Origin of the sequence: Streptomyces sp. NPDC005303 (assembly GCF_040607335.1) — a bacterium.
GTDB lineage: Bacteria > Actinomycetota > Actinomycetes > Streptomycetales > Streptomycetaceae > Streptomyces.
On record NZ_JBEXGM010000036.1, the window covers coordinates 30,765 to 44,266 of the forward strand.

Below are 13,502 nucleotides of genomic sequence, written 5' to 3' on the forward strand. Positions count from 1 at the left end.
GTCCTGGTCGCCGGCGTGCTGGTCGCCGGCGACCGGTGTGGCTCGGAAGGTACAGGGGCACCGGGCCGGAGCAGCAGGGATACGAGGCCGGGCTGCGGGCCGCGTGGCGGCTGGGGCGCCGCGTGCCCGGTGCGGCTGTCGTGCGGTTTGGAGGAGCAGACGTTCAGATGCTCGTCCAGGCTTCGAGGAAGGCTTTCCGTCCAGCAGGATCGTCCGACCTGCGGTCTGCGTGCAGGACGCGCCAGGCGGTGAGTTCGAGATCGCGGAGCCACAGTTCTCCGATGACCTGTGGCTTGAGGTCGGGGAGATGGTCGGACTCGACGAGCGCTTGACCGATCACCTCCCCGGCCGCGACGCGTTGGGGCGGGGTCATCTCATCGACAGCCGAGAGGATCTGTCGGGCCAGGGTGGTTCCTTCGCCCGCCAGGGCTTGCAGCACCTCGGCCTTGATGTTGGCCGGTAGCAGGTAGGCGGTGCCCGAGGACCTCCACAGGTCCGACCAGAAGTGTTCGCCTGCCTCGGTGGGGGCAGGGAGCGCGGCCAGCAGCCCGAGGAGATGGCCGATGGACGCGTAGCCGCCGGAGTGGGCAGCCGCGACGATCGCGATGCCGGCGACGCGCTCCACATCGAGATGCCGTGCTTCGAGGTCGGAAGCGAGGCCCAGTTGGTGTTCCAACTGGTTTGCGAGCGGGGCGGACATGTGGGGGCGGACCTCAGGAAGCATCGGCGATCCTTGCGGGTAGGCGAGCGGAGATGCCCGTTCGGAAGCCCTGATCGTTCCCCAGGACCGGCGGCTCTACTCGGCTTAGGGCGGCCCAATTGGCGGGACCGGGAAGCCGCACCACCGGCCGCGAGAGAGTCCACGCCCGGCCGGGGCGGCGCCTGGTTTTCGGACCGGCCTCTCGAAAGGCTGTCCTGTGGGATCTTCTAGCATGAACACATGTTTGCCAGGGGCGCCCGGGAGTCCGGGGGAGGACGGGAAGCCATGTCGCGTGACACCGCTGAGGTCGAGCGTGTGCACATTGCTTCAGAGCGCGGAGAGCAGCGCGAAGCCGGTTTGCCCCGCGGACCAGAAAACGACCGCTCGGGAGAGAACGCTGACACGGTTGCCGCTCTGGTGGAGCGGGCGGCCGATCTGGTGGAACCGATCAAGCCGAGGCTGCGCGGCTGGCTCCATGCCGGGATGGTCCCCGCGGCGCTGGTCGCGGGTGTCGTACTCATCTGCCTGGCTCCTACCCCGCAGGCGGCCTTGGCCTGCGGGGTGTACTCAGTCACCGCCTGGCTGCTGTTCGCGACGAGCGCCATCTACCATCGCGGCACCTGGGGGCCGCTCGGCGAGGCTCTTCTGCGACGTCTCGACCACGCCAACATCTTCCTGATCATCGCCGGCACCTGCACCCCCCTTGCCGTACTCCTTCTCCCGCCGGACCAGCGATCCGTGCTGCTGTGGATCGTGTGGACGGGGGCGTTGGCCGGCATCGCATTCCGGGTCCTGTGGATCGGAGCCCCGCGCTGGCTGTACACCCCGTGCTACCTGGCCCTGGGCTGGGCGCCGGTGCGCTACCTGCCCGGCTTCCTGCACACCGGCGGGGTGGCCGTCCCCACCCTGATCGTGGCCGGCGGTCTTCTCTACAGCGCGGGCGCGGTCGTCTACGCCCTCCAACGGCCCGACCCCTCACCCCGTTGGTTCGGCTTCCACGAGGTGTTTCACGCGTTGACCGTGGCAGCCTTCGCCGCGCACTACATCGCCATTTTCCTGGCGACCTGCTGAACGCCACATTGCACGCCTGCTGGCCTGTCGGCCTGCCCGCTCGCTCGCCTCACCAGCGGCCCGGATGCGCGGCGAGACCGGCGCACGGGTCACCGGGGTGCACGCCGGGCAGGAAATCTCCACCGGAATACGCGCTCTTTGGAGCGCTTAACAGCGACCGCTGTTCCTGAAACGCTGCGCTTCGGGTCGGCCAATATCTATGGCCGCGAGGTGAGGGTTTGACGCGTCGCACGGAAAGTGTTGTTGCTGCAATCAGCAGGGCGGAGTCATTTACCGCACTCTGCCCGCGATTTCATGCTACTGTCGATCTCAGTTGCAGTTGTGGTTCCCAAAAACTTCAAGCGCCTTCGCCGGTATTTTCAGCCGCTGGCGGCGTCTTCGTATGGCCGGTCATTTTCCGGACGGGGCATCATCGCGGCGACCCGGTATCCGTGCATCGCGGGTTTCGGCGTACTGCCCAAGAGGAGATATGACATGGCATCAGGCACTGTGAAGTGGTTCAACGCGGCCAAGGGTTTCGGCTTCATCGAGCAGGACGGTGGGGGCGCCGACGTGTTCGCCCACTTCTCGAACATCGCCGCCCAGGGCTTCCGCGAGCTGCTCGAAGGCCAGAAGGTCACCTTCAACATCGCGGCGGGCCAGAAAGGCCCGACGGCCGAGAACATCGTCCTCGCCTGACGCTGACGCGCACTTCGTAGCTGGGGCCCGCATCCCTCGGGGTGCGGGCCCCAGCTGCGGACATTTCCCGCAGTGGTGTGACCTGGGGGACGAGAAGCGCCCGCGGCCCTTCGACCAGGGACGCGCCTCGCCCACGGCGCAACCGGTAGGCGTCCGGGATTTCACGTCCGCACGACGTCAGAAATTTCGTCGATTCCCCGCGCCAGATTTACTGCACTCCAGATTTTCTTTCGCATTTTATTCGGCCCGTTCCTGTGATTCCCCGCGCTGCTCTTTCGCTGCGGGAATTCCTTGGTACGTGCCGTACCAAGGAAGGTTCTCGATGAACTACGCACGCACGAATGACCGTTCTTCCCGCCGCAGCCGTAACGACGGCTCCTTTTTCGGATCCGGCTCCGGTTCGAGGCGGAGCGACCGATTCGGCTCGTCCGCCCCGAGCCGTTCCGGGGCTCCGAGCCGTTCGGGCGGTTATGGACGGCGGCCCGCGGCGGTGCAGGGCGAGTTCGCCCTGCCGGAGACGATCACTCCCGCGCTGCCCGCGGTCGAGGCGTTCGCCGACCTCGACATGCCCAAGCAATTGCTGACGGCGCTGACCGCGCAAGGCGTGAGCGTCCCGTTCCCGATCCAGGGCGCGACCCTGCCCAACACCCTCGCGGGCCGTGATGCCCTGGGCCGCGGGCGCACCGGCTCCGGCAAGACCCTCGCCTTCGGCCTGGCCCTGCTGGCCCGCACCGCCGGACAGCGCGCCGAGCCCCGCCAGCCGCTGGCCCTGGTCCTGGTGCCGACGCGTGAGCTGGCCCAGCAGGTGACCGACGCGCTCACCCCCTACGCCCGCTCGGTGCGGCTGCGTCTCGCCACGGTCGTCGGAGGAATGTCGATCGGCAAGCAGGCCAACGCGCTGCGCACTGGAGCCGAGGTCGTCGTGGCCACGCCGGGCCGGCTGAAGGACCTCATCGACCGCGGGGACTGCCGGCTGAACCAGGTGGCGATCACCGTCCTGGACGAGGCGGACCAGATGGCCGACATGGGCTTCATGCCCCAGGTCACCGCGCTTTTGGACCAGGTTCGCCCCGAGGGCCAGCGGATGCTGTTCTCCGCCACGCTCGACCGCAACGTCGACCGGCTGGTCCGCCGCTACCTCACCGACCCGGTCGTCCACTCCGTCGACCCGTCCGCGGGCGCGGTCACCACGATGGAGCACCACGTGCTGCACGTCCATGGCGCCGACAAGCACCGGACGACCACCGAGATCGCGGCCCGCGAAGGCCGGGTGATCATGTTCCTGGACACCAAGCACGCCGTCGACCGGTTGACGCAGGACCTGCTCAACAGCGGGGTGCGGGCCGCCGCCCTGCACGGCGGCAAGTCACAACCCCAACGCACGCGAACCCTGACCCAGTTCAAGACCGGGCACGTCACCGTGCTCGTGGCCACGAACGTCGCCGCCCGCGGCATCCACGTCGACAACCTCGACCTGGTCGTCAACGTCGACCCGCCCACCGACCACAAGGACTACCTGCACCGCGGCGGCCGCACGGCCCGCGCCGGCGAATCCGGCAGCGTCGTTACCCTGGTCACCCCCAACCAGCGCCGCGACATGACGCGCCTCATGACCGCCGCCGGCATCACGCCCCAGACCACCCAGGTCCGCTCCGGCGAAGAGGCACTCAGCCAGATCACCGGCGCCCAGACACCCTCCGGCATCCCCGTGACGATCACCGCGCCGGTCGCCGAGCGACGTCCGCGCAGCACGTCGTCCTCACGCGGCCGACGCAGCCCCGCCTCGGCCACCCGGCGCAGGACCCGGCAGTCCTCCTTCAACGCGGCGGCGTAAGAACTTCGTGTTCAGGCCCAGGAAACTGGCCCACCTCTGCAGGAGGCACCTCTTGACGATCGTTCAGATGCAGCCCCGCTCGACGGGCGCCGCCCCCGTTCCCCGGACAGTGGCCGACGCCATGGAGACCGCCGGACCGCAGGTCTGCGACGACATGACCGTCGAGGTGGCCCTGTCCGTCATGGCGAGCGCCCGCACCGCACACCTGCTGGTCTGCGACAACGACGGCGTGTGCACCGGACTTCTGACCCAGGCCCAGCTCACGGCGGCCCGCGACAGCACCGTGTACACGGACCGGGTCCAGCTGCGGGACATCCTCGTCGACCCGGGGCCCTTCGCCTCACCCGTGACCACGATGACCGAAGCCGAGCACGCGATGCGCTACCGCCGCCTCGATGCGCTGCCCGTGGTCGACGAGCACGGCAATGCCCTGGGCGTCCTCGCCCTGACCCGCTGAACCGCCTCGACCGCGGCAGAACCAACCCCTCGTTCTTCTCCCTGTGAGGCATCATGCGCTGTGTCATCGCCCGCTTCCCCTTCGACCTCACCAAGAGCGGCGTCCTGGAATCGATGAAAGGCGTCAAGCCCGAGGAAGCCGTCGGGGCGTCCGTGATCATCGGCCGACGCACCTACCCCGTCAAGCAGGTCGGGCAGGTCGTCACCCGCCAGGACCGCCGCGACTTCAGCGCCGGAGAAGTCCTGCGGGCCATGACCCAGCTCGGCTTCACCTGCCGTGACCTCTCCCGAGCTGCCGCCCCCGAGCGCATTCTCAGCCCGTTGCAAAAGGCTTCCATGATGCTCGGGGCTCCAGCGGCAGTCTGACCGACAGGCAGGCGTGAGCCGCCGTCGCAGCAGCAGTGAGCTTCGCCGCCGTCACCGTGCACTTCAGTGCCATCCTTCTGGCAGCCACATGAGGCACATACGGCAGCGCAGGGCGCACGGGGCTGGACCTGACCGCACACGGTCTGAGAGCGGGGACGGCCGGGCGGCTGGGTACCCGGGCGCGGGCTGGGACACGTGGTGCCTTATGACTCGTTCGGTGCTGGACTGGGCACCGGCACCCGTGTGTCCGGGACGCGAGTCCTGAGCGGCATCGAGTCGAGGAGTGAGGAGGCGCCGTGACCGCATCGGGGTCGGGCGGGAACCGTGCGAACGGGGCGTTGACGCTGGCGGGGACGTTGGAGGCGGCGGAGGCCGCGGCGCCCGTGGAGTCGCTCGACGTGGTCGCCCGCATGCTCAAGGAGCGCCTGGGGGCGGCGTCGGTGTCGTTCCTGATCACCGACTTCAACGGCAGCTCGGTCGTACGGCTGGGCGCCGCTGGCAGTGTCGAGACCGCTGAGCCGGCCCAGCGCATCCCGCTGCGGGGGACCCTGTATGACGAGGTAATCCGCAGCCAGCGGCCGGGTGTCGAGGACAAGGGCGAGGGCGCACCGGTGCGGATCGTCGCTCCGGTGACCAATCGCGGGGACGCCATCGGCGTCTTGGAGCTGTCTTTGCCGGCGTTGCCGGATGCGGAGACGATGCGGGAGATCGGTGAGACGGCGCACGCGCTGGCCTACATCGTCATCGCGAACCGGTCCTTCACCGACGTCTACCAGTGGGGCCGGCGCACTGTCCCGCTGAGCCTGGCCGCGGAGATCCAGCACCGGCTGCTCCCGGTGTCGCTGGCGTGCGAGGCGGCGCAGTTCGCGGTGGCCGGGGCGCTGGAGCCGGCCGGGCACGTCGGGGGAGACACCTTCGACTACGTGATCGACCGGGACGCCGTCCAGCTCTCCGTCACCGACGCCATGGGTCACGACGTCGCCGCGGCACTGCTGGCCACCCTGGTGGTGGGTGCCCTGCGCCGGGCGCGGCGCGCCGGCGCCGGCCTCGAGGAGCAAGCCCGCCAGGCCGACCAGGCCATGCGCGAGCACGGCCATGGAGGCTACGTCACCGGTCAGTTGCTGCGGATCAGTCTGCTCGACGGTGAGGCGCACTTCATCAACGCCGGGCACCCCTGGCCGCTGCGGATGCGGGACGGGAAAGTGCAGCAGATCGTTCCCGAGGTCGATCTACCGTTCGGCTTCCAACGCCCGCACACCTACCGCGTGCAGTCGCTGGACCTGCAACCCGGCGACAGGCTGGTGATGCTGACGGACGGCATGCTGGAACGCAACGCCAACAGTTTGGACCTGTCCGACCTGATCGTCCGCACCCGTGCACTGCACCCTCGAGAGGCCGCTCGCACCCTCATCGGGGCGATCGTCGACGCCAGCCACGGTCATCTGGAAGACGACGCGACCGTCATGTGCCTGGACTGGCACGGCGCCGACCACTCCCAGCGAGACGCCGCCACCGGCGCCGACCTCACCGACGCCTCACCCTTGTCAGAAACGGGACCAACAACTGCAGGACGTTGAATCGGGGGCCGCATGGCGGGGCCCCACACCACCAACGGCTTCGTGCGACACCGCAACGCCGGTCAGCAAGGCGAGTATGACCAAGCGTTCCTCGACTGGATCCCTCTGGTGGTACCCCGCCACGGTAGAGCTGACCAACCGGCTGATCGCGTCGCCAAACCCCACCTGAACCCTCCAGATCAGCCTGCGAAGCCGCGGTCGAAGCCTTTGAGTGCGGGGTCCTATTCGGCCGCCGCGCCGCACAGCGAACACAGCCGGGTACCGGGATGCTCCGCGGCGTCCAGCGCCTTGTCCGCCGGATCGTCTGGGCTCAGATCAGGATGTGGCTGTTTCTGCGGCCCATGCGCGTTGTTCTGCGGCGAGGCGGGCTTCGTCTTCGGCGGTGCCAGCGGCGCGGTTGCCGTAGCCGCGGTGGACGACGAGGAGCTGGTTCTTGTCCCCCGTACTTGTCGCCGTAGGCGACCACAGCGTCGGGTCTGTAGCTGACCCAGAACCGCGAGCCCGCGTGAGGGACCCGTCTAGTGCTGTGACAGCATAGGTTCGCCGTGTTGATGGTCGGAGCGGTTGGATGTGCGGTGACGTCCGTTCCAACCGCTGGAGGCGCGGTGGCCGAGCCCGTCCGTGTGCGCAGGTTGACCGACCTGGAGGGACAGAAGCTGCAGCAGATCGTGCGCCGAGGCAGCACGAGTTCGGTGCGCTACAGGCGGGCGATGATGCTGCTGGCCTCGGCTGGCGGGAACCGGGTTCCGGTGATCGCGCCGTTGGCGCAGGCCGACGAGGACACGGTGCGGGACTTGATCCACCGGTTCAACGAGAACGGCCTGGCCTGCTTGGCCCCTCGGTGGGCGGGAGGCCGTCCCCGCCTGCTCAGCCCTGACGACGAGGACTTCGTCATTCAGACGGCCACCACCCGACCGGTCAAGCTCGGCCAGCCCTTCACCCGCTGGTCCATCCGCAAGCTCGCCGCCTACCTGCGGAAAGTGCACGGCCGCGTCATCCGCATCGGCCGCGAGGCATTACGTTGCCTGCTCGCCCGCCGCGGCGTCACCTTCCAGCGAACCAAGACGTGGAAAGAATCCCCGGACCCCGAGCGCGACACCAAACTGGACCGGATCGAGGAGGTGCTCGACCGCTTCCCGGACCGGGGCTTCGCGTTCGACGAGTTCGGCCCACTCGGAATCCGACCCACGGCAGGTTCGGGTTGGGCCAGGCAACAACACCCTGACCGGCTGCCCGCCACCTACCACCGCACCCACGGAGTGCGCTACTTCCACGGCTGTTACTTGGTCGGCGACGACGCCCTGTGGGGCGTCAACCGCCGCAGAAAGGGCGCCGCGAACACGCTGGCCGCGCTGAAGTCGATCCGCGCCGCCCGGCCCGACGGCGCACCGATCTACGTGATTCTGGACGACCTGTCGGCCCACATGGGCGCCGACGTCCGCCGCTGGGCGAAGAAGAACAAGGTCGAGTTGTGCTTCACCCCGACCTACGCCTCGTGGGCGAACCCCATCGAAGCCCATTTCGGACCGCTGCGGCAGTTCACCATCGCCAACTCCGACCACCCCAATCACGTCGTGCAGACCAGGGCCCTGCATGCCTATCTGCGCTGGCGCAACGCCAATGCCCGTCACCGCGATGTCCTGGCCGCCGAGCGCAACGAACGCGCTCGCATCCGCAGCGAGAAGGGCATCCGCTGGGGTAGTCGGCCGCTTTCAGCAGCGGCCTGACCATCCAGTCCGCCGAACGTCTCCTTTCCGCCAGGACACCTGGAGCCCTATGCCCGGGGTGTGCCGTCCCAACGCCATGTGGTCAAACGAGGACGCCCGGGCAGTTCGGCGCGTCCGGTGGCCCACAGCAGGGTGGGCCAGGAGTCCGTGGCCCCTGGGGTATTCGGAAACAGCCGGGCGAGCACCCGCGAGCACAGATCGGCGGGTGGGTTCCAGTCAAGTCCGAGCCCTTGAGCCAGGTCGTGTGTGTGCACCAATGTCTCCACGAGCCCCATCGCAGCGAAGCCCTCGGGATCCGAGATGCCGAAGACATGGTGGGCGCGAACCTGCGGGGGCGTCGTGCGCACCATGGCGACCAGCAGCGCGCCGCTCGCTTCCAGCACCTGCAACAGGCCGACGGGCCCCGCCTTACGGTCGGCGTGAATGGCGTTCGCAGGGCCGCCGGGCCGCCGGCTCTCCCACACGAAGGGCACTTCGCTATCCATGGGCGGTGTTCTGGGGCCCAGTTGCGCGGCGTAGGCGAAGAGGTCGTCGCTGAGGTGCTCGACGGTCTCCCAGCGGTCCCATTCCAGCGAACCAGCCTTTCCGTCCCACGCGGCTGGGGGCGCTTTGCGAAGGACTGCCAAAGCGAGCTGCACGGCAAGGTCGAGGTCGTCTGCGGTGACAGGGGACGAGGAGGGGCCAATCTCGGCTGATCGGGACATGGCAGGACCGTATCTTGATCAGAAGGAGTCAAACCCTCCTTTTGATCAGGGCCGCGCAACCCGGCGAACCTATGCGGTCACAGCACTAGCTACCGTCGCCCGGTCAGCGACCGGACGTTCTCCAGCAAGGCGTGGAACAAGAATGGTGGCTCCGTAGCAACCGTTCGGGTCGTCTCCAGGTATGTCGCCGCGTTCTTCCCGTCGACGCCCTCGCCGGCACGAACTACTTCCTGCCTGCGCTCCTCCCAGGTCGGCCAGTGCTGGTCGAGGTGGGTCTCCAGGGTGTCCTCGAATACGGTGTAACGGCCGGTCGAGTCGTCGGCAGGCTGGGGATTGGGCGTCGCACCCAGGTACTGCAGCAGATTAGCGTTCTTGGTCCGGTTGTTCCGTGCCTGGCGCTCGAACTCCTGCTCCTTGTCCTGCCGCTGCTGCGGGATGAGGTGTTGCACCGACGCCCGTTTGCGCTCCTCCATGCCGGCGTCGCCGTCGAACACGACGTAGCAGGGCACCCCCAAGGCGCTGAAGAGTGCGTCGGAGATCATGAGGTTGTCCTTACCGTGGACCTCGATGACGCTGATGCCCTCAGCGCCGAGGTTGATCCCCGACCGGTCCGCGCAACCGGTGATCACTCCCTCGTCCCCGCGCCCCTCGACCAGCACCACGGCATGGGCGAAGAAGCCCTCCGCCAGCGCACCGCCCAGCGTGCCCTCGGTCCTGCTCCTGATCACCTTCTTGTCGACGAACCCGTCCAAGGCCCTGCACAGGTCCTCCTCCGTGGCCTGCCACACTTCGGTGGCGGGATGCTCCTCACCGGCAGCACGACACAGGCGCCGAATCTGGTGGTAGCCCTTCGGATCGATGAAGACCGGGTTGTGGGTGGCGTACATGACCTGAGTACGCCCCTGCGATGAGGTGGCGACCAGCTCCCGGAGCACCTTTGCGAAAGTCCGCGCCTGAGGAGGGTGCTGGAAAAGCTCGGGCTCCTCGATCGCCAGGCACAACGTCCGCATGCCGTCGGCCGAACGCCTGCGGTCGGCCAGGTACTTCAGCGCCGCGATGATCAGAGCGCGCTGGAAGCCGTGCCCTTGCCGGTGCACCGACGTATGAGCAGCACCGTCCCGGATGCTCACCTGGAAGGTTGTTCGAGCGGGCCTCGGAGCCTGCACCGTGGGAGTCACGACCACCTCGCGTCCGGTGGTGAACTTGGCGACCTCCGCCGAAAGCGCGGCCGACACCTCGTCCAGCACAGGGCCGTACACCTTGCTGTGCACTTCCTGCCGGGCCAGATGCGCGTTCTCCTCAATCTCGCCGAGCTGCTCGTTGGCCTGTGAGCGGTCCACAGCGTGGTCGAGGATGCGGCCGAGCGCAGTCGCCTTCTGATCGTCGGCCTCCTCGTACGCCCGCAGATCAGCGGAGACGAACACGAAGTCCATCAGCTGGGCGAGCCGGCTCTGCCCGGCGAAGCCGAAGAAGTGCGTGTCCTCGACCTCTGCCTCGGTGAGACGGTCGCGATTGGCCAACTCCCACGTGCGCATCGTCTCCAGGACCTTGTCCTTGGTCCCGGCGGCCGACAACCCCAGGCTCGGGTCGCTCTCTCTCAACTGGTCGTAGGCACGCCGCAGTTCCATGGCTTTCTCGTTCTTGCGCACCTCCTCGAACGGCCCGTACGCGAGAGCCTTGCCCGTGATCTTGTCCTCACCGTTCTGCCAGGTCCGCCAGATACTCACGCTCGCGGCACCGTCGGGCGCATACCGCCCAAGAGTCTGGCGATCGTGCTCGGTGAGTCCGTCGAACTCCACCTCCACGGAGATACGGCCGTCCTCGGCCGCCGAGTGAATGTCGTCGTCGCTGAGGGCGACACCCTTCTCGCCATTGAAGAACCAGTCGAGCGCACGCAGCACGGTGGACTTGCCGACCCCCGTCGGCCCGATGAAAGAGGTGATGTCCTCGAAGGTCACGTCCACCTTGTGCAGACAGCAGAAGTTCTCGATGCGAACGCGCTTGATCTTCACGGTTATCCTGGCGTTTGGGGCGGGCGGGGCATTTGACTCCCCGTGTGACGTTTGTGGACGCTAGCAGCGCCACTGACGCCCAATCAGCCGAATTACCGAGATGAGTGATTCCTCGGATTCGGACGCTGCCATCCATATGCGGTAGCAATGGCCCCGTGCGGCCGACCTACGCCTTGACAGACCTCGGGCAGAAAGAAGGCCACATCAGCGCAACATCCGCCCGCCGCGGAGCGTCGTGCCCATAGCGTGCCCTTAAGGGCGGACAACTACGGTCAACAGCGGCATCACCAGGCTCTCGCAGCAACCACGCCGCGATGCATCTACGCAGGTCAGAAGGCATGGAGCTGCGCGAGCGCCGTCGCTTCCCAAGCTGAGAGCGCGAGTTCGATTCTCGTCACCCGCTCCAGATTGAAACCCCAGGTCAGCGGCCTGGGGTTTATGCATTGCTCAAGGCTTTTCCACCTCGCGCCGCTGGCCTGGGATTTCGTGGCACTGGAAGCGTTCACGAACCTGAGCCCTCAGCCTGCTGTTCCCACGCCTGGCTTCAGAAGAGCTTTGAATCGACGGTGGTTGCCGCCGCTGACGGTCTGCAGTCTCCCGTGACCGGATGATCCGGCAGACGACCTGTTCGGCCACCTCCCGGCAGTGCGCCATGGGGGCCGTGTCCGGGGCGGTGGCGCCGGCCCAGTAGTGAGCCGTAACCCGTGCCGGCCGGAGCGGCAGCGATCAAGGCCGCTGGTGATGTCACGCCGCTGGTCACCCGGCACGGAACAACGGCCAGGTGTTCGCAGAACGTCCCCATCCGCAATCCGTCGGGCGACAATCCGCCTCAGGCCACGTCGCGGATGTTGTGCTCGGTCAGGTCGGATGCGTGCCGGGCAACAGCGCGGTAGTCGGCATCGTCATGGAGGACGGCCAGACCGTGATGGGCCGCGGTGGCAGCGATGACAAGGTCCACAGCCGAGGCACTGCGATGCTCCCCAGCCCGGGCCATACGGTGTTGCACCGCGCCCATCCAGCGCCCCGCGTTCTTCGGCACCGACACGTCGGGGTAGAGGTCGGTGAACATCTCCACGATCTCGTCGTACTCGCGTCCGTTCCGGGCGCTGTGGAGAAACTCGGCGCGTTGCACATAGCAGGAGGCGATGGCCCCGGCATCGATCGCGTCGTACCAGGCCGATTGCAGTTTCGGATCACGGAGCAGTCGGACCAGACCGGACGTGTCGAGCAAGTAGATCACCGGCTGTGCTTCTCCGCCTGGTGCAGGCGCTCGGCGTCCTCGACGGCACCCCACTCACGCGCACGTTCGAAGTGACGGCTGATGCGTGCCGCCCGCTCCTGCTGCTCGGCGTAGAAGCGCAGAGCGAGATTGACCGCCTCCTTCTTCGTCCTGACCCCGGCCAGAGCCATGGCGCGTTCCAAGGCGTCCTCATCGATGTCGATCTGGGTCACGGACATGCGGCACCTCGCGCGAATGTTGGTGATGTACATAGAAGAATACGTCACCAACATTCGCCCCGTACCCGAAAGTCGGCGGGAGGGAGGAGTCCGGCCCGCACCCCAGCTTCCCGAGGCCGTTCCGGGACCCCTCCCGACGCTGTGCCGGTAGGCATTGCCCGACAGGCTCGTGAAGGGGGAAGTTCATGGGGCGAGCACGCTCGGGGGCGTTCCCGGCCGTCGTGGCCCTGGTCGCCGCACCGGTGTCGGCGTGTGGCGCGGCGGCGCGGCGGCGCCGCAGACGTCGCGGGAGTGCGGATCGGATCGCGGACTTCGCCTCTCGCGGCACGCCGACCGACCTGCTGTCCTGCCTACATTCCGCCCGGCAAAGCGATGCCGACGGCACACACATCCGGCAAGGTCACGGCGCTCGTCGACTCCCGCGGCAGTACCTGCTCGGGTGGCATGGACGACTTCCGCCCTCACAACGACCTGCTCGGTCGGACGACGTGATCCTCACGCCGGCCGACATCACCTCCGTATCGGGTGGAGGAAAGGTCGTCGCGGCCCACCGGCGTACAGGGGAGGTACGCCCGTGACCGGCTCGCCGAATGAACCGGGGGCGGCGGAACTCCTGCCCGAGGAGCCCGAGGAGCCCGAGGAGCACCAGGAGGAAGAGGTGGAGGTGGACGCCCGCAGGCCCCGGGTGATCACCGTGGCGTTCTGGCTGTTGATCACGTCCGCGATGCTCTGGGTGCCGGTCAGCGGGAGCGACGACCTGGCCGAACGGCAGGGGACCGCTGCGATCCTCTGCGTCTACATCTGGTCCGCCGTACGCGTCCGTCGCGGCCGCTGGACAGCCAGGATCTCCGGCACGGCCGCTGCCGTCTGGCTCCTCGTCGTCCTGGGGTCCCGGGTGCAGGGCTTCATGGACCTGGAG

The 13,502-nt window shown here is 67.8% G+C and carries 12 protein-coding genes; 7 read left to right on the top strand and 5 right to left on the bottom strand.

Annotated features, from left to right (window positions below):
- Window positions 1-163 precede the first annotated feature (163 nt).
- Window positions 164-724 carry a hypothetical protein gene (locus ABZT93_RS34145; protein ID WP_356111994.1) on the bottom strand — a complete coding sequence of 187 codons (561 nt, stop codon included), beginning with the start codon at window positions 722-724 and terminating at the stop codon, window positions 164-166.
- 393 nt (window positions 725-1,117) lie between these two features.
- Here ABZT93_RS34145 and ABZT93_RS34150 point away from each other — a divergent pair, with 393 nt between their 5' ends.
- The 7 genes from ABZT93_RS34150 (at window position 1,118) to ABZT93_RS34180 (ending at window position 8,409) form a co-directional block, all read left to right on the top strand.
- Window positions 1,118-1,771, top strand: coding sequence for a hemolysin III family protein (locus tag ABZT93_RS34150; protein WP_356111996.1), 654 nt, complete (start codon window positions 1,118-1,120; stop codon window positions 1,769-1,771).
- Window positions 1,772-2,245: 474 nt separating this feature from the next.
- Entirely contained in the window at window positions 2,246-2,449 is a 204-nt protein-coding gene (locus tag ABZT93_RS34155) for a cold-shock protein (protein WP_356111998.1), read from the top strand.
- Window positions 2,450-2,771: 322 nt separating this feature from the next.
- Window positions 2,772-4,283, top strand: a complete 1,512-nt coding sequence (locus tag ABZT93_RS34160) for a DEAD/DEAH box helicase (protein ID WP_356112000.1) — start codon at window positions 2,772-2,774, stop codon at window positions 4,281-4,283.
- Between the two features lie 52 nt (window positions 4,284-4,335).
- Window positions 4,336-4,740, top strand: coding sequence for a CBS domain-containing protein (locus ABZT93_RS34165; RefSeq protein WP_356112002.1), 405 nt, complete (start codon window positions 4,336-4,338; stop codon window positions 4,738-4,740).
- A gap of 53 nt (window positions 4,741-4,793) precedes the next feature.
- Window positions 4,794-5,105 carry an SCO5918 family protein gene (locus ABZT93_RS34170; RefSeq protein ID WP_356112004.1) on the top strand — a complete coding sequence of 104 codons (312 nt, stop codon included), beginning with the start codon at window positions 4,794-4,796 and terminating at the stop codon, window positions 5,103-5,105.
- Between the two features lie 338 nt (window positions 5,106-5,443).
- A complete protein-coding gene (locus ABZT93_RS34175) occupies window positions 5,444-6,682 on the top strand; it encodes a PP2C family protein-serine/threonine phosphatase (RefSeq protein ID WP_356112076.1) in 1,239 nt (412 codons plus the stop codon).
- Between the two features lie 605 nt (window positions 6,683-7,287).
- Window positions 7,288-8,409: an IS630 family transposase gene (locus tag ABZT93_RS34180; protein ID WP_356112006.1), complete on the top strand. Its 1,122-nt coding sequence runs from the start codon at window positions 7,288-7,290 to the stop codon at window positions 8,407-8,409.
- Window positions 8,410-8,456: 47 nt separating this feature from the next.
- Here ABZT93_RS34180 and ABZT93_RS34185 read toward each other — a convergent pair whose 3' ends face one another.
- The 4 genes from ABZT93_RS34185 to ABZT93_RS34200 all read right to left on the bottom strand — a co-directional run bounded on the left by ABZT93_RS34185 (window position 8,457) and on the right by ABZT93_RS34200 (window position 12,583).
- Window positions 8,457-9,113 (bottom strand): maleylpyruvate isomerase N-terminal domain-containing protein, encoded by a 657-nt coding sequence (locus tag ABZT93_RS34185; RefSeq protein ID WP_356112008.1) that lies wholly within the window; start codon window positions 9,111-9,113, stop codon window positions 8,457-8,459.
- Between the two features lie 89 nt (window positions 9,114-9,202).
- Window positions 9,203-11,125: an AAA family ATPase gene (locus ABZT93_RS34190; RefSeq protein WP_356112010.1), complete on the bottom strand. Its 1,923-nt coding sequence runs from the start codon at window positions 11,123-11,125 to the stop codon at window positions 9,203-9,205.
- A gap of 829 nt (window positions 11,126-11,954) precedes the next feature.
- A complete protein-coding gene (locus ABZT93_RS34195; RefSeq protein WP_356112012.1) occupies window positions 11,955-12,365 on the bottom strand; it encodes a PIN domain-containing protein in 411 nt (136 codons plus the stop codon).
- On the bottom strand, window positions 12,362-12,583 hold the full coding sequence (locus ABZT93_RS34200) for a type II toxin-antitoxin system VapB family antitoxin (protein WP_356112013.1): 222 nt from the start codon (window positions 12,581-12,583) through the stop codon (window positions 12,362-12,364). The genes ABZT93_RS34195 and ABZT93_RS34200 overlap by 4 nt, the downstream gene beginning before the upstream one ends.
- Window positions 12,584-13,502: the final 919 nt, after the last annotated feature.